The organism is Stenotrophomonas sp. AGC87 (assembly GCF_057333975.1).
In genome coordinates, this window is record NZ_JBHFHW010000029.1 from 129,224 (window position 1) to 144,948 (window position 15,725).

Annotated in this window: 17 protein-coding genes; 7 read left to right on the plus strand and 10 right to left on the minus strand. The window is 67.2% G+C overall.

Features of this window, described 5'->3' with window-relative positions; all coding sequences use genetic code 11:
* Positions 1-69: 69 nt before the first annotated feature.
* Both ACE026_RS10600 and ACE026_RS10605 read right to left on the minus strand, forming a co-directional pair.
* Positions 70-1,026 (minus strand): sodium:calcium antiporter, encoded by a 957-nt coding sequence (locus tag ACE026_RS10600; protein ID WP_486038963.1) that lies wholly within the window; start codon positions 1,024-1,026, stop codon positions 70-72.
* 100 nt (positions 1,027-1,126) lie between these two features.
* Positions 1,127-1,735 (minus strand): hypothetical protein, encoded by a 609-nt coding sequence (locus tag ACE026_RS10605; RefSeq protein ID WP_486038964.1) that lies wholly within the window; start codon positions 1,733-1,735, stop codon positions 1,127-1,129.
* A gap of 130 nt (positions 1,736-1,865) precedes the next feature.
* Here ACE026_RS10605 and ACE026_RS10610 point away from each other — a divergent pair, with 130 nt between their 5' ends.
* The 3 genes from ACE026_RS10610 to ACE026_RS10620 all read left to right on the plus strand — a co-directional run bounded on the left by ACE026_RS10610 (position 1,866) and on the right by ACE026_RS10620 (position 3,263).
* A complete protein-coding gene (locus tag ACE026_RS10610) occupies positions 1,866-2,357 on the plus strand; it encodes a hypothetical protein (protein ID WP_486038965.1) in 492 nt (163 codons plus the stop codon).
* 139 nt (positions 2,358-2,496) lie between these two features.
* Positions 2,497-2,964 carry a hypothetical protein gene (locus ACE026_RS10615; RefSeq protein WP_486038966.1) on the plus strand — a complete coding sequence of 156 codons (468 nt, stop codon included), beginning with the start codon at positions 2,497-2,499 and terminating at the stop codon, positions 2,962-2,964.
* Positions 2,961-3,263 carry a plasmid stabilization protein gene (locus tag ACE026_RS10620; protein WP_486038967.1) on the plus strand — a complete coding sequence of 101 codons (303 nt, stop codon included), beginning with the start codon at positions 2,961-2,963 and terminating at the stop codon, positions 3,261-3,263. Before ACE026_RS10615 ends, ACE026_RS10620 begins: the two co-directional genes overlap by 4 nt.
* An 8-nt stretch (positions 3,264-3,271) precedes the next feature.
* On the opposite strand, the gene hmgA is transcribed toward ACE026_RS10620, so the two are convergent.
* On the minus strand, positions 3,272-4,573 hold the full coding sequence (gene hmgA, locus ACE026_RS10625; protein WP_486038968.1) for a homogentisate 1,2-dioxygenase: 1,302 nt from the start codon (positions 4,571-4,573) through the stop codon (positions 3,272-3,274).
* Positions 4,574-4,693: 120 nt separating this feature from the next.
* Entirely contained in the window at positions 4,694-5,764 is a 1,071-nt protein-coding gene (gene hppD / locus ACE026_RS10630; protein ID WP_486039138.1) for a 4-hydroxyphenylpyruvate dioxygenase, read from the minus strand.
* A 172-nt stretch (positions 5,765-5,936) separates the two neighbouring features.
* On the opposite strand from hppD, the gene ACE026_RS10635 reads away from it, so the two are divergent.
* Positions 5,937-6,425 (plus strand): MarR family winged helix-turn-helix transcriptional regulator, encoded by a 489-nt coding sequence (locus ACE026_RS10635; protein ID WP_088433561.1) that lies wholly within the window; start codon positions 5,937-5,939, stop codon positions 6,423-6,425.
* Positions 6,426-6,471: 46 nt separating this feature from the next.
* On the opposite strand, the gene ACE026_RS10640 is transcribed toward ACE026_RS10635, so the two are convergent.
* The 5 genes from ACE026_RS10640 to ACE026_RS10660 form a co-directional block, all read right to left on the minus strand.
* Positions 6,472-7,614, minus strand: a complete 1,143-nt coding sequence (locus tag ACE026_RS10640) for a hypothetical protein (protein ID WP_486038969.1) — start codon at positions 7,612-7,614, stop codon at positions 6,472-6,474.
* A 121-nt stretch (positions 7,615-7,735) separates the two neighbouring features.
* A complete protein-coding gene (locus ACE026_RS10645) occupies positions 7,736-8,344 on the minus strand; it encodes a thioredoxin family protein (protein WP_486038970.1) in 609 nt (202 codons plus the stop codon).
* Positions 8,345-8,352: 8 nt separating this feature from the next.
* Complete coding sequence (locus ACE026_RS10650; RefSeq protein ID WP_486038971.1) at positions 8,353-9,861, minus strand: peptide MFS transporter; 1,509 nt, start codon at positions 9,859-9,861, stop codon at positions 8,353-8,355.
* A gap of 242 nt (positions 9,862-10,103) precedes the next feature.
* Positions 10,104-10,982: a tryptophan 2,3-dioxygenase gene (locus tag ACE026_RS10655; RefSeq protein WP_486038972.1), complete on the minus strand. Its 879-nt coding sequence runs from the start codon at positions 10,980-10,982 to the stop codon at positions 10,104-10,106.
* A gap of 71 nt (positions 10,983-11,053) precedes the next feature.
* A complete protein-coding gene (locus tag ACE026_RS10660; RefSeq protein ID WP_486038973.1) occupies positions 11,054-11,692 on the minus strand; it encodes a Rossmann-fold NAD(P)-binding domain-containing protein in 639 nt (212 codons plus the stop codon).
* Positions 11,693-11,825: 133 nt separating this feature from the next.
* On the opposite strand from ACE026_RS10660, the gene ACE026_RS10665 reads away from it, so the two are divergent.
* Genes ACE026_RS10665 through ACE026_RS10675 form a run of 3 tightly spaced genes read left to right on the plus strand, consistent with a single transcriptional unit; the run spans position 11,826 to position 14,628 of the window.
* Positions 11,826-13,388, plus strand: coding sequence for a GGDEF domain-containing protein (locus ACE026_RS10665; protein ID WP_486038974.1), 1,563 nt, complete (start codon positions 11,826-11,828; stop codon positions 13,386-13,388).
* Positions 13,389-13,433: 45 nt separating this feature from the next.
* A complete protein-coding gene (locus ACE026_RS10670; RefSeq protein WP_486038975.1) occupies positions 13,434-13,982 on the plus strand; it encodes an RNA polymerase sigma factor in 549 nt (182 codons plus the stop codon).
* Positions 13,969-14,628 carry a hypothetical protein gene (locus ACE026_RS10675; RefSeq protein WP_486038976.1) on the plus strand — a complete coding sequence of 220 codons (660 nt, stop codon included), beginning with the start codon at positions 13,969-13,971 and terminating at the stop codon, positions 14,626-14,628. Before ACE026_RS10670 ends, ACE026_RS10675 begins: the two co-directional genes overlap by 14 nt.
* 12 nt (positions 14,629-14,640) lie before the next feature.
* On the opposite strand, the gene ACE026_RS10680 is transcribed toward ACE026_RS10675, so the two are convergent.
* Positions 14,641-15,552, minus strand: a complete 912-nt coding sequence (locus ACE026_RS10680; RefSeq protein WP_486038977.1) for a DUF808 domain-containing protein — start codon at positions 15,550-15,552, stop codon at positions 14,641-14,643.
* Positions 15,553-15,725: the final 173 nt, after the last annotated feature.

A 15,725-nucleotide genomic window follows, 5' to 3' on the forward strand; every position in this document is an offset into this window, starting at 1 on the left:
CCGTTGGTCGGCTGCATGCATCGTGCCGGAGGATCGCCGACCACGGGGCGGCCCTACGTAGTGCGACGTTCAGCCGCCCCAGACCAGGGCCAGCTCCAGCGCGATCCAGCCGAGGAAGGCCACCACCAGCACCGCGCCTTCGCGCCGGCTGATCGTCAGATCGCCGCGTAGCATCGGATAGAGCACCAACACGAAGGCGATCGCCGCCGGCAGCTCCAGTTTCACGAACGATTCGGGCAGCGCCAGCGGCCGCAGTGCGGCCATGCCACCGACCACCACCAGCAGGTTGAACAGGCTCGAGCCGATCACGTGGCCGAGCACCATGTCGCCCTGGCCACGCCGGGCGGCGGCAATGGCTGCCGCCACTTCGGGCAATGCGGTGCCGATCGCCACCGGCAGCAAGCCGACCAGCAGCGGCGACCAGCCCAGCCCGGCGCCGAACACCGGGGCGGCCTGCACGATCCAGCGCGCGCCGATGTACAGGCACACCGCCGCGAACAGCAGCCGCAGGATGTTGAGGAACAGCCCGGTGCGGGTCATCGCATAGCCGGCGATGGCCTGGCGCACCGGCTCGGACTCCAGCCTCGCCCGGCGCAGCAGGACCACCAGCAGGGCAACGAAGGCGAGCAGCAGCACGCCCCCTTCCCAGCGTGCGATCACGCCATCCAGACCGAACAGGATCAGCAGCGCGCTGGCGGCGGCCAGGCAGACCAGCAGCGGTGACAGCAGCCGCGCACGGACCAGCAGCGGCGCAGCGAGCGCCGCCAGGCCCAGGGTCAGGCCGACGTTGACGATATTGCTGCCCACCGCATTGCCCAGCGCGAGTTCTTCCGCGCCGACCACGAAGGCACGGGCGTTGACCACCAACTCCGGCAGCGAGGTGCCGAAGGCCACCAGCAGCAACCCGGCCACGAACGGCGACGCGCCGAAGCGCTGGGCCAGACCCGAGGCCGCCCGGACGATGGAGTCGCCGCCCAGTGCCAACAGCACCAGGCCCAGCACGAACCAAACAGTGGCAGCGATCATCTGGTGCTCCCCGGTGACAGATGTGAGCCGATTCTAGGGCCAGCCCACGCCAAACAGTGAAGGCCCGCCCCGGCGCTGTGGCCGGAGCGGTGCCGGTGGCTCAGGAGCAGCCTTCCACGTAGTCCACCTGCGGGGTCTTGCCGACGCGCCAGGCGGTGACGTTGCCATCGCCGTTGATCTCGAAATTGACCAGCGCACCGCCCTCGCTGGCCGGGCGCACGCGCAGGTTGTGGCCCTGCTCATCGTATTTGTGCGGGGTCAGGTCGCCGCGATCCGGGTACAGCGTCTGCAGTTGGCCCAGCGACATCCCGACCTTGCCGCCACCGGGGGCGACGATGCGGTCGTTGCGCACGTCATACCGGACCAGACGCTTGCCCTCGATCATGAAGATCACGTCCTCGGCCTGCGCGCCTTCAGGCCGCAGCGCGTGGCAGTAGTCGTCGGCGACGTCGCCCTGCAGGGGTGCCTTCCAGGCTGCCCGGACCTCATCCAAGGTGCTGCCCAGCGCCACCGGGCCGTAGCCATCCAGGCGTGCCGGACCCTGCGTATCCGTGCCTGGTGCCGCCGTGGCGGGCGCTGCCGGCGCGGTGTCCGCCGCCGGTGCAGGCACGGCCGCCTCGGCATCGGCCGACGGCGTCTCCGGCGTGCGCTCGCACGCGGCCAAGGCCAGCACCATCCCCACTGCGATCACGCTTCCCAGCTGTTTCATGCCTGCATCCTCCCGTTGAATGGGCGCAGCCTAGCGCGAGCGCCGTGTGGGCGACATGCACAGTGTCGCTGTCATCCGCGTTTCACCTGCCGCGTTCAGGCTCGGCCTGCACCGCATCGACCCCGCCCCCATGCAACCGCAGAAGACCGAGCTCGCCCGCACCGCCCTGCAGGCCCACCGCGCGCCCTTGGACATGCGCCAGCGCCGGCTGTTGATCCTGTGCGACGGCCAGCGTGACCTGGTCCAGCTGGGCCAGCTGGTGGGCCCGGAAACCCCGGCGATGGTGATCCAGCTGATCCAGAGCGGGTATCTGGTGTCGAGTGCGATGCCACCGACCGCGGTGCCGGTGCCGGTGCCGGTGGCCGAACGACGCCGATCGCTGGTGGCCGCCCGCATCTATCTGCTGGACATCCTGGAACTGCAGCGTCATCCGCAGGCGGCAGCGCTGTTCCACACCCTGCAGCAGTCGCGCAGCGACGAGACGGTCATGGGCGGGCTGCAGGCCGCATTGGACGCGCTGCCAGGCCTGACCTCCACCGGCTATGCCGAGCGGGTGCGGCAGCGGTTGCTGGAGGTGCTGCCGAAGGAGCACGCCGAGCGCTTCCAGATGGCGGTGAGTTGAGCCCGTATTGACCGGATCTGCTTTCGATGAGGACATTGAATTGGACGCGACCAAGGGCCAACCGCAAGGTGAAGGCCTCTCCGGGAGCGAGGTTTTACTAATGTATGATTCCCAAATAACAGTTAATTGGGTGTCGAGCATGATCGATACGATCAAACTGGCGACTGCCCGGGAACTCGCCGAAGCCGGCAGCCTGCGCGAAACGACGGTGACCGCGGAGGCGGGAGGCTATGTCGTCACCTTCGCCCTGGAGAACAGCGACCGGGCCTTGGCCACCAAAGATGGGGTGCCCCGTCTGTTCTCCGGCGTCGAGGCGGCCGCGCGTGTCTTGGCCCAGTTGGGGATCACGCGCTATCGCGTTGACGCGACGGCAATTGCTGGGGCCGAGCCCTCGCGCCGGTCACGTCCGGATCGGTCACGCGCCCTGAAGAAGTTGCATGAAGACTCGGCCTATCTGGAACGCATCCGTGAAGCAGTGGCCGAAGCGCGCGCGGATTCACGGCCGGCACTGTCCGGCACCGATGCGCACCTGCACATGGCAGCGCTGAAAGCGCGACTCGGTGACGAATTGCAAACGGCATTGAAGCGCCGCTCGTCCACGAAATGACGGTTGCGTGGGGCAGGCTGGCCCTCGAGGATAGAACCCGGCAACTCATTGCGGCCTTCGAGCGCGCCGTGGCACTCCCGGATCCATACCTGTTTGCCGCCGCGCTCGCGCGCGACGATGCCATCGAGACCGAAGCCGGTGCCTTGGATGGCGCGGCGGTGTATCGCCTCGATGCCATCCGAGGAACATTTCTGTATGCAACTCGCGATGGCAGGTTTCTGATCGCCTATCAGCGAACGGGCAACGACGTTCACATTGATCGCGTGTTGCCGACCCGCCGCGGGTCGGACGGCATCTAAGCGCTCAACTACCCCGAGAAATTCGCCTTCAACCCCTGCCAGCACTGCTGGTACCCGCGCTGGCGATGCGCCGCGTCCATCGCCTGTGCGGTGGGGCGGATCACGCCACGGGTTTCGAACATGAAGGCCATGGTGTCCTTGATCACGTCCGGTTTGCTCAGGGCGGCCGCGGAGGCCTTCTCGAAGGTCGCCGCATCCGGGCCGTGGCCGCTCATGCAGTTGTGCAGCGAAGCGCCGCCGGGCACGAAGCCTTCGGCCTTCGCATCGTAGGCACCGTGGATCAGGCCCATGAATTCGCTGGCGATGTTGCGGTGGAACCACGGCGGTCGGAACGTGTTCTGCGCGACCAGCCAGCGCGGCGGGAAGATCGCGAAGTCCATGTTGCTGGTGCCCGGCGTGTCGCTGGGCGAATGCAGCACGAGGAAGATCGAGGGATCGGGATGGTCGTGGCTGATCGAGCCGATCGTGTTGAAGCGGCGCAGGTCGTAGCGGTACGGCGCGTAGTTGCCGTGCCAGGCGACCACGTCCAGCGGCGAATGATCGATGTCCGCGCGCCACAGCTGGCCCTCGAACTTGGCAATCAGTTCGAACGCGCCATCGACGTTCTCGAACGCCGCATGCGGCGTTTCGAAGTCGCGCGGATTGGCCAGGCCGTTGGACCCGATCGGGCCCAGGTCGGGCAGCTTCAGCAGCGCGCCGAAGTTCTCGCAGACGTAGCCACGTGCGTCGCCGTCAGGCAGTTCGACACGGAAGCGCACACCGCGCGGAATCACCGCGATCTGCTGCGGTTCGATCTCGATCACGCCCATTTCGGTGAGCAGGCGCAGGCGGCCCAGCTGCGGGACGATCAGCAGCTCGCCATCGGCGTTGTAGAAATAGCGGCCCTGCATGTCGCGGTTGGCGGCGTACAGGTGGATGCCCACGCCATGGTGGGTATCGGGTGAACCGTTACCGCCCATGGTGTACAGCCCCTCGATGAAATCGGTGGGCGTGCTGGGCAACGGCAACGGATCCCAGCGCAACTGATTGGGCGAGACCGCGCCCTGCGCGACGTCGCCGTGCAGGTTCGGCTGGATAAAGGGGGTGAATTCGCCGTGGGTCACCGCGGGGCGGATGCGGTACACCCAGCTGCGGCGGTTGCTGCCGCGTGGCGCGGTGAACGCGGTGCCGGACAGCTGTTCGGCATACAGACCATGCGCGACACGCTGCGGGGAGTTTTGCCCCACCGGCAGGGCACCGGGCACCGCCTCGGTGGCGAACTCGTTGCCGAAACCGCTCTGGTAGCCGCGCGATGACATCGGGTTGTTCATGGTCCTGCTCCGCCGGAGGCGTGGATGGCAAGGGAATACAGCCGGTGGCACCCACGCGGACGCAGATGCCACCGTTGAAGCGTAACGCCGACGGGTGCCGGACGCTCTACAGCAGGCGTCTTACAGCACGCCGCGCTTCATCTGGTCGCGCTCGATGCTTTCGAACAGCGCGGTGAAGTTGCCTTCGCCGAAGCCTTCGTTGCCCTTGCGCTGGATGATCTCGAAGAAGATCGGGCCGATGCAGTTGGTGGTGAAGATCTGCAGCAGTTTGCGCTGTTTGGTCTCCGGGTCGGCATCGATCAGGATCTTGTTCTTCGCCAGTCGGGCCACGTCTTCACCGTGGTTGGGCACGCGCATGTCGATCACATCGAAATACGTGTCCGGCGTATCCAGGAACTCCACGCCCTGGGCGCGCATCGCTTCCACGGTGTCGTAGATGTTCTCGGTGAAGCAGGCGATGTGTTGGATGCCCTCGCCCTTGTAGGCGTCCAGGTATTCGTTGATCTGGCTCTTCGGATCGGAGGATTCATTGAGCGGGATGCGCACGATGCCGTCCGGGGCGGTCATCGCCTTGGACACCAGGCCGGTCTTGAGGCCCTTGATGTCGAAGTAGCGGATCTCGCGGAAGTTGAACAGGCGCTCGTAGTAATCCGACCACTGCTGCATGTTGCCGAAGTACAGGTTGTGGGTGAGGTGATCGATGAAGGTCAGCCCGAAGCCCTTCGGGCGCGGGTCCACCCCTTCGATCGGCGCGTAGTCGGTATCGAACATGCTGCCGTTGGCGCCGTAACGGTCCACCAGGTACAGCATGCAGTCGCCGATGCCCTTGATGATCGGGGCGGCGACGGCGCGGGTGTCAGGCTTGAAGTCGATCGGTTCGGCACCGTTACCCAGGGCCATCTGGTAGACCTCATCGCCCGGCTTCTTGAAGCGGATGGCGAAACCGCAGGCGCACGGACCGTGCTTCTCGGCGAAGTCCGAGGCGAACGAGTCCGGCTCTTCATTGACCAGGAAGTTCACGTCGCCCTGGCGATAGACCGTGATCGCACGCTGCTTGTGGCGCAGCACCGCGGTGAAGCCCATCTTGCGGAAATAATCGTGCAGTTCCGCGCCACGGCCGGCCGGGGCGGCGAACTCGACGAACTCGAAACCATCGATGCCCATCGGGTTTTCGAAGGTGGTGACCTGCATGCCCGGATCGGGTGCGAAGGACGCGGTGTTCGTTTGGCTGGTCATGCTGTGGCTCCAAAGCAGTCCGCATCGGAAAAAACCAGGTGCGGTAGGAAGGCAGACCCGCGAGAATGCGGAGTCCGGAACGTAGGTTATAGTTTCACATGAAACCACCATCAAGGTGCACCGCAGCATGAGCCCGCCCGATCCCAGCAGTCACAGCATCCGCGCATCGCACGCCCTGCTCGATCTGGAGCAGTTCCTGCCCTACCGGCTGAGCGTTCTGTCCAACCGCGTCAGCGGCAACATCGCCAAGCTCTACGGGGACCGTTATGGCCTGGCGATCCCCGAGTGGCGGGTGATCACGGTCCTGGCGCTGTACCCGGGCTCGTCGGCCAGCGAGGTGTCCGATCGCACCGCGATGGACAAGGTCGCGGTCAGCCGCGCCGTGGCCAGACTGCTCGAACGGGGCTTCATCAAGCGTGAAACCCATGGCGATGACCGCCGCCGCTCGGTGCTGGCGCTGTCGGCCGCCGGATTCGAGGTGTACGAGACCATCGCGCCGCTGGTGATCGACATCACCCGCAAGCTGATGTCCGTGCTCAGCGAGGACGAAGAACAGATGCTGGAGACGCTGATCCTGCGCCTGGCCGGGGAAGGCCTGCAGCGGATGGACGAGTAGCCAGCGACCGTTGGCTGCTGGCTGCTGCCTGTTGTCCGACGCGGCCTCAGCTGAGGTGCTTGCGCCGCGCATGCACCCACGGCGCGGCCAGCGCGCCGATGGCACCGCCGGCAAACCCCAGCGAGGCGGCCACGGCGGCCGCCTCGATCGCCCCCGGCAGGGCCAGCGCGGCGACCACCAGCAGCAGCGATGGCAGGCCGATGAAGGTGGCCATGAAGTAGCGCCAGCGCGGTGACCACGTGCCGACCTGGAGCAGACTGACCGGCATCCAGGCTTCGCCGGAGGCGTCCTGGGCAACCTTCGCGGCCACCTTGCCCAGGTCCGCTTCGACCGGCCCCTTGCCACCCCGCGCGGCGGCCAGCATCGCGGCCACCTCTTCCACCGCGGGGAAGCTGGTCGGCCAGGTCTGCGGGGCGTTGACCCCGTAGGCAGTCAGCAGCGGCACGCTGATCCAGGGTGCCAGCAACGGACGCACCTTGCGACGGTCCAGCACACACCAGAGTTGCGTCACACCGTGCGCGGTCACGCTGTACAGCGCCAGCTGCGCCGCCGCCGGGTACGGCAGCAGGTGTACGCGCGCGGCCATGCTGTCGTAGCCCATCTCACGCAGGAAGCCCGGGCGGGTACGTCCCTCGTGCGCCCAGGCCAGGCCGAGCGCGCCGACCAGATACACCTCGGCCGGATCCTTCGTGCCGGCGGTGGCGCGGTCATCGCTGGCCAGGAAGAACGCCAGCGATTTGGGTTCGGCGACGTCGTGCTGGTCCCAGCGCCCGGCGTCGCCCAGCACATGCTTGAGCGGCAGGCGCGCCGGGGCGGTTTCGTCCTTGCTGGCGTTCTGCAGGAACGGCACCACGCTCAGCACGAAGCCCTGCAGGTCCACGCCACGGAGGCTGCTGCCCTGCCACTCGGTGGGAATCAGGCCCGGCAGCGTGCCCTGGCGTGCCAGCGTGTCCAGCTGCGCCTTCTGCTCCACCAGTTTCTGCACGGCCGCCTTGAGCAGCACGTTGTCGGGCACGGAGACCATCGGCAGGCGGTAGCGGATCGCGCCGGGCGCCGGGGTCTGGCCTTCGCCATCGAGCGCATCCGGCGCGGTCTGGTCATCCAGCAGCACGTCGACCGGCGGCAGGCTCACGCCGGCCGGCGCATCAAGGGAAACATCGGTGGTGCTGTCGCTGGTGCCCGGCTGCATGCGTCGATTCCGTCGGTTGTCCGCCACGAACAGCGCGGCATGAGGTCCTTGGGGGTAGCGGCCGGGTGGCGCGGAAATTGAGCGCAGAAAAAAAGCCGCGGAATCCGCGGCCTTTTCTCGATCATGACGCCTTGGGTGGCGCCCACTGCTTCATGAAGGCGAAGAAGCGGCCACGGTCGTAGCCCTTCTTCTGCCCCTTGTCCGCTTCCAGCTCACCGGTGAACTGCGAATGCAGCAGCGTGCCGTCGGCATCGAGCACGAACAGGTGCGGGTAGCCCTTCACTGGCGGGAACTGCGACAGGAACGTCGCGTTCTCGTTCTCTTCGCTGTAGTTGACCTTCATCCAGACATAGTTCGCATCGCGGAAGCTGCGGATCTGCGCATCGCCCTCGATGAAACCGTCCATGAGATGGCACCACGGGCACCACTCGCCGCCCACATCCAGGATGATCCGCTTGCCGCCGCGCAGGGCCTCGACCTTGGCCGTGGCCAGATCGGCGACCGGATCGCGGGCCGGATCGAACTGGGCGTTGAGCGCCGCGATCGCGGCGATGTCCGCCGCGGCCGGGGTGTTGCCCGAGGCCACCGGTTCGCCGGGATCGGCGACCGGGGTCTTCTGCTCGGAGGTATCCAGCGGCTGCGCAGGCGCAGCGGTGGGCGCCGACGACGGCGAACAGGCGGCCAGCAGGCCGGTCACGATCATCGACATTGCCGCTGCTTTCATGCGCATCGCAGACCTCACTTGACGCCGTGCATCAGCTTGTTGATCAGCGGTGCGACCAGGAACAGCAGCACGCCGGAGCCGACCAGGGCGATGAAGCCGAAGGTGTAACCGGACTGCGCCGACTGCACAGTCATGCCGCCTTCGCCACTGACCCGACCGGCAAAGATGCCCGCCAGGTTGTTGCCGATGGCGATGGACAGGAACCAGCAACCCATCGCCATGCCGCCCAGACGGGCCGGCGCCAGCTTGGTGGTCATCGACAGACCGATCGGCGACAGGCACAGCTCACCGACGGACTGGATCACGTACACCATGAACAAGGTCCAGAACGGAATCTTGCCGGCGCCATCGACCATGCTCGACAGGGCCACCATCAGCAGCAGGAAGGCCAGGCCGTTGAACACCAGGCCCAGGCCGAACTTGCGCGGAATCGACGGGTTGGCCTTGCCCATTTTGACCCACAGCCAGGCCAGGATCGGGGCCAGGGTGATGATCGCGATCGAGTTCACCGACTGGAACCATTCCAGCGGGAAGGTCCAGTCACCGAACTCGCGGTTGACGATGCGGTCGGCCAGGAAGGTGAAGGAGCTGCCGGCCTGCTCGAAGAACATCCAGAACAGCACGTTGAACACGAAGATCACCAGCATCGCGATGACTTTGTCGCGGCTCACGCTGCCGCCACGGACACCTTCGACCAGCAGCATCACCGCCGGAACCACGAACAGCGCCATCAGCAGCGCCTGCAGGGCCTGTGCGTCGATGGTGAGCAGGAAGTAGAACAGCGGGATGCCGATGATGGCGCCCAGCACAGCCACCATGCCCACGCGGCCGACACTCTCCTGGCCCGGGGCCGGTTCGCCGATGCCCTTGAGCTGGCGACGGCCCAGCCAGAACCAGACCAGGCTGACCAGCATGCCCACGCCGGCGGAGATGAACACCACCTGGTAATGCGGCATCGCATCGGTACCGAAGATCTCACGGGCAAGCCAGCCGGTGATCACCGGGGCGATCATCGCACCGAGGTTGATGCCCATGTAGAAGATCGTGAAGCCCGAATCGCGGCGCACGTCGCCCTGCAGGTACAGCTTGCCGACCAGGGTCGAGATGATCGGCTTGAACAGACCGTTGCCGACGATGATGGTCGCCAGGCCCAGCTTGAACAGCAGCTCGGTCGGCGAGGCCAGCATGAACAGGCCGACCGCCATGAACAGCGCGCCCAGCAGAATCGAACGCTGGAAGCCGATCAGTTTGTCAGCGACATAGCCGCCGAAGATGGCACCGGCGTACACCAGCGCCAGGTAGGCGCCGTACAACTCGCTTGCCGGCTTTTCACCGGAGGCCTCGCCGCCATGGAACTGGGCCACGATGTACAACACCATCGCCCACCGGATGCCGTAGAACGCAAAGCGTTCCCAGAATTCGGCCATGAACAGCATCCACAAGGGACGCGGATGGCCCAAAAGGGTCTTGAACTCCGGCAACGCCGGTTCGGGAACGGATTTCGCGGCGGCGTCTACGCTCATGCGGGATTCCTGGGTTCGGTGGAAGACATGCACGTCCGATGTGCGAAACAACTCGGGAGAATCCCAGAACAAACGCGTTCACGTCAAATACACACCAATCCCCGCAGCTGACCGCATGCTCGCGGAACTTGCATCTGCAACTGTCGGTCCGGGACCGGCAGCGCAGCAACGGCGGGGCCTGCCGCACCGTATGGCGAATGGGGCAGGTAAATATGAATAGGCTTATTGCGGTCGATGCCGGATCAGGCGTCCGGCGGCATCGGGTCGTCGTTGCGGATCGTGGTGCGCACCTGGAACAGCTCCGGGAAGAAGGTCAGTTCCAGCGCCTGGCGCAGGAAGCCGACCCCGCTGGAGCCGCCGGTGCCGCGCTTGAAGCCGATCACCCGCATCACGGTGCGCATGTGGCGGAAGCGCCACAGCTGGAAGGCCGTCTCCAGATCGACCAGGTCCTCGCACAGCGAGTATTCGCGCCAGAAGCGGTCGGTGTTCTGGTAGATCCGCTCGAACACGGGGTGCAGCGCATCGTCGGCCACGTGCGGCTGCTGCCAATCGCGCCCCTGATAGCCGGCCGGGACCGGATGGCCGAAGCGGGCCAGGTAGCGCAGGAACTCCTCATACAGGCTGGGGGCATCAAGCACCTCCTGCAGCTGGGCCTGGCCGGCCGGGTCGTGCGAGAACACCTGCAGCATCTGCGCGTTCTTGTTGCCCAACAGGAACTCGATGTAGCGGTACTGCAGCGACTGGAAGCCCGAGGACGGGCCCAGCACATCGCGGAAGCCCATGTATTCGGAGGGGGTCAGCGTCTCCAGCACCGACCACTGCTCGGTCAGTTGGCGCAGCACCTGCTTGCTGCGCGCCAGTACCTTGCGGCACTGCCAGACCTCGTCGCGCTGCAGGAACCCGATCGCCGCGCGCAGTTCGTGCGCCAGCAGCTTCAGCCACAGCTCCGAGGTCTGGTGCTGGATGATGAACAGCATTTCGTCATGGTGCGGCGGGCTGGACAGCGGCTGCTGGGCCGACAGCAGCTGATCCAGGCGCAGGTAACCGCCGTAGGTCAGCCGCCCCTCCAGATCGGTGTGGATACCGGCTTCGAGATCGCGTTGGTTCTTGTCGACGGACATGGCAGGGACCGCTTGAGGGGCAGAAAGGGTAGCGCAGTGGCCGGGTGGCCGCGTATCCGGCCGTCAGCGGCTCAGCGCTCCACCAGATCGGCCGAGCCCACGATCCTGACGCCGGGCGTCGGCACCAACGCCGCCTCGACCAGCGCGGCGGCGATGGTCCCGGCCGGATTGATCCGCCAGGCGCGCGGCAGGAGTGGACCGAGCACGCCCAGCACCACGCTGGCCAGATGCTCGCCGGTACGCCGTTCGGCACGCTCGCCCCCGATCAGCCCGGGGCGGACCAGGGTCAGCGAGGGGTAGCCCAGTTCCCGCAGGTCCTGCTCCAGCCGCCCTTTGACCTGGTTGTAGAAGATCCTCGAGCCCGCATCGGCGCCCATCGCCGAGTTCAACGCGAAGGCGTGCGCGCCGCGGGCGCGGGCCCGCTGTGCCACGGCCAGCGGAAAATCATGGTCGACCCGCGCGAACGCCTCCTTGCTGCCGGCCTGTTTGATCGTGGTACCGAGCGCGCAGATCACGGCATCCACCGCCCACCAGTCGGCCTCGGCCGGCAGCTGCGCGAAGTCCACCACCGGATTGAGCAGCGCCGCATCCGTGGTATCCAGCGGGCGGCGCGTCGGGGCGACCACCGCATCGCAGCGCGGGTCGTCCAGCAGTTGCCGCAGCACATGCCCACCGACCAGCCCGGTCGCGCCTACCAGCATCACCTTCATCGCACTCTCCTGCGGTCGCCGTGCTTACCATCCTGCCATGCATGACCGGTTCAAGGCCGGCCGTGCTGCGCCGATACTGTTCCCACCTCTCCACCGCTCCGGCCTCCGGCCGTGCCCTGCAAGGATCTGCCGCATGACGGACCCGCACGATGCCTCCCCCAGCCCCGGCACCGCCGTCGGGCGGCTGCTGTCGCGGCGGCAGAGCGTGGGCCCAGGAGTGGAGGCCGCCAGCGAGCCGGCGCCCGGCCCCAAGGGGGGCAGCAGCGCGATGCTGCAACGGTTGTTCGCCGGCATCGATGCGCCCGAGCCGCTGCTGGCCGCCTTCGCCAATGGCATGTCCACCCTGCCCGGCGAGCTGGGCGACATGGGCCTGCGCCTGCAGTCGGCGCAGCGCAGCGCGGATTGGGTCAGCTATGGCCGCGCGATGCGCCAGCTGATCGACAAGTACATCCGCACCATCGAGCAGGAAACGCCGGACGGCCAGCCGGACAGCCTGCGGCTGCGCGAGCTGCTGCGGCATACCGTCGGGGTGACCGTGGCCAGCCTGCTGCAGAACATGCCCGAGCTGCGCGAGGAGCCGGTGCAGCTGGCCGGTGAACTGCGCCACTGGCATCCCGGCCAGCCGCTGCAGCCGATCGAACAACGGCTGCGCGAGCTCTCGCACCAGATCGGCGTGCGCAGCGATGGCTGGCAGGAACAGCAGGAGCTGCTGCTGAGCCTGTTCGATCTGCTGCTGGACAACATCAGCGAGCTGCTCGATGACAGCAGCTGGCTGCACGGCCAGGTGCACGCGGTGCGTTCGCTGATCGGCGGCCCGCTGGATCGCGATTCGGTCGAACAGGCGCGCGCCAACCTGCGCGAGGTGATCTACAAGCAGGGGCTGCTCAAGCAGGGCATCGTCGAATCCAAGGCGGCGATGAAGAACGTCATGGGGGGCTTCATCGAGCGCCTGGACGGCATGGCGGTGAGCACGGGCGAATACCACGACCGGATCAGCAGCTACGCGCTGGCGCTGAAGGAAGCGCGTAGCATCGCCGACCTCAACCAGCTGCTGCAGGATGTGCTGCAGGACACCGGCCGCGTGCAGGATCAGGCCCTGCAGGCGCGCGACCACCTGGGCAATGCACGCCGTGAAGTGGAACAGGCCGAACAGCGCATCGCCGAGCTGGAACAGGAGCTGCGCGAGGTCTCCGGGTTGATCCGCACCGATCCGCTGACCGGTGCGCTCAACCGCCGCGGTCTGGATGAGCTGCTGGAGCGCGAACTGGCGCGTGCCGCCCGCCACGGCCATCCGCTGGCGCTGGCCCTGCTGGATCTGGACGATTTCCATCAGACCAATACCCTGCATGGCCATGCCGGTGGCGATGCGGTGCTTCGCCACCTGGTGACCGTCTGCCAGCTGCACCTGCGCAGCAGCGATGCCATCGCCCGGCTCGGCGGCGATGAGTTCGTCCTGCTGCTGCCGGAAACACCGGCGGCGGACAGCATGTCCACCCTGCTGCGGCTGCAGCGTTCGTTGGCGCAGCGGCCGCTGCCGCTGGACGAACAGCGCGTGCCGGTGCATTTCAGCGCCGGGCTGGCGCAATGGCAGCCGGGCGAGCCGGCCGAGGCGCTGCTGCGGCGTGCCGATGCGTCGCTGTATGCGGCCAAGCGGGTCGGCAAGAACCGCGTCCTGGCGGCCGAGCCACCGCGCTGAGCCCGCGCCTGTGATATTGCGCGCACCGGCGCGAATCACCCGGGTATGGACATGACACGGCCCGCTACCGACATCGATCTGCGCCCGCGCTTCGCCACGCTGCTGGAGCAGCACCGCGGCATCGTGCTGAAGGTGGCGCGCGGCTATTGCCGCCACCCTGAGGATCGGCTCGATCTGGTCCAGGAGATCAGCGTGCAGGCGTGGGCGGCATTCGAGGATTTCGACCCGGCGCGGGCGCGCTTCTCGACCTGGCTGTACCGGCTTGCGCTCAACGTGGCGATCTCGCAATGGCGTCGCCAGCAGCATCGCCAGCGCCACCACACACCGCTGGACGACGCGCTGCCCGCCGCCGACGACCGTGCACCCCCCGAGCAACGCCATGCCCTGCACCAGCTGGAGGTCGCCATCCATGCGCTGCCGCCACTGGACCGTGCCTTGATGCTGCTGCACCTGGATGATCACGACCACCGGCAGATCGCCGAGGTGCTGGGCATCAGCGTCGCCAACGTCTCCACCCGCCTGCACCGCCTGCGCCAGCAACTGCGCACGCGCCTGAACCCCACCGACCGAGGCCCGCGCCATGCAACCGGATGAATTCAATCAGCTGTGGAACAGCGTCGGCACCCCCACCGATGCGCAGGAAACCTTCGCGCTGGAGGCGTGGCGCAGCCATCGGCAACGCAGTGTCCAACGCCAGCTCGGCCTCTTCAGCCTGTGGCAGGGGCTGCAGCTGGTGGCCTGGCTGGCCGTGGCGGTGTACTGCGGCAGCCAGTGGTGGCAACAACCTCCGTTGGCGGTGATGCTCAGTGCGTTGGCGCTGCATGCCTATTGCATCGCGGTGATCATCGCCAGCATCACCCGCCTGCATCGCCGCCGGCAGTTGCAGCCGACGCAGACAGTGGTCGAGCAATCGCAGCAGCTGGCTGCGCTGCGCCGCCACACCGCGCTGACCGAGCTGCTGCTCGGCCTGCCGTGGTGCTGGCTATGGTTGGCCGTGCCGGTGCTGTTGGCCTGGCAGGCCTGGGGCGTGGATCTGGGCGCCTTTGCCGCGCCGTGGCTGCTGGCCTCGCTGGGCGCGGGGACGCTGGCCATGCTGGCCGCATTGATCCTTGCCCGCCGCTGGGCCCAGCGCGCACCGGCCTCGCCGTGGCTGCAGCGCGCGATCGACGCGCTGTCCGGCCGCCGGCTGGCCCGCGCCCGCGCCGAGCTGGAGGCCCTGCGCGGCTGGGAGCTGGCCTGATCTGGTCGCCCCTCAGTGCGCGGGCTTGGCCCCGCGCAGCTTCTGGAACCCGGTCACCGCTGCCAGGACCACCGCGCCGATCACCACCCCGACGATCACGTTGCCCAGCGCGTTGATCAACCAGCCCCAGCGGCCATCGCCGCCCATCGCCAGGATGGCGTGATGCAGCGGCGCGATGCTGTGCACCAGGATGCCGCCACCGACCAGGAACATCGCTGCGGTACCGGCCACCGAGAGGAACTTCATCAACCACGGCGCGGCCACCAGCAGGCCCCGGCCCACCGCAGCCAGCGCCGCGCCCTTGCGCGACAGGTACAGGCCCAGATCGTCCAGCTTGACGATGCCGGCGACCAGGCCGTAGACAAACACCGTCATCGCCAGCGCGATCACCACCAGCGCGCTGACCTGGTTGAGGAACGGCGCGCTGGAGACCACGCCCAGCGACAGCACGATGATCTCCGCCGACAGAATGAAGTCGGTGCGGATCGCGCCCTTCACCTTGTCCTTCTCCCACGCGACCATGTCCACCTTCTCGTCGGCCAGGGCCTTGGCCCGCTCGGCCTTGCGCTGCTCGTCCTCATCGCGCGAATGCAGGAAGCGGTGCGCCAGCTTCTCCACGCCCTCGTAGCAGAGGAAGGCGCCGCCGATCATCATCAGCGGGGTGATCGCCCACGGCAGCCAAGCGCTGATCGCCAACGCGGCCGGCACCAGGATCGCCTTGTTGACCAGCGAGCCCTTGGCCACCGCCCACACCACCGGCAGCTCACGGTTGGCGCTGACGCCGGTCACCTGCTGCGCGTTCAGCGCGAGGTCGTCGCCGAGCACGCCGGCGGTCTTCTTGGCCGCCACCTTGGTCAGCACCGACACATCGTCCAGCAGGGACGCAATGTCATCGAGCAACGCGAACAGACTGGCACCGGCCATGGTGGATCCAAAGGAGGAAGCGGGAGCGCCGATTCTGACCGATCCGACCCCTGTCGCGGTAGCGGGGGCGGATTCACCAGCCCACCACTGCCGCCCGGCCACACTGCCGGTGATCGTCGCCCCGGAGTCCTGCTTGAATACCACGCCCGTCGTCCCCGGTTCGCCGTCGCTGG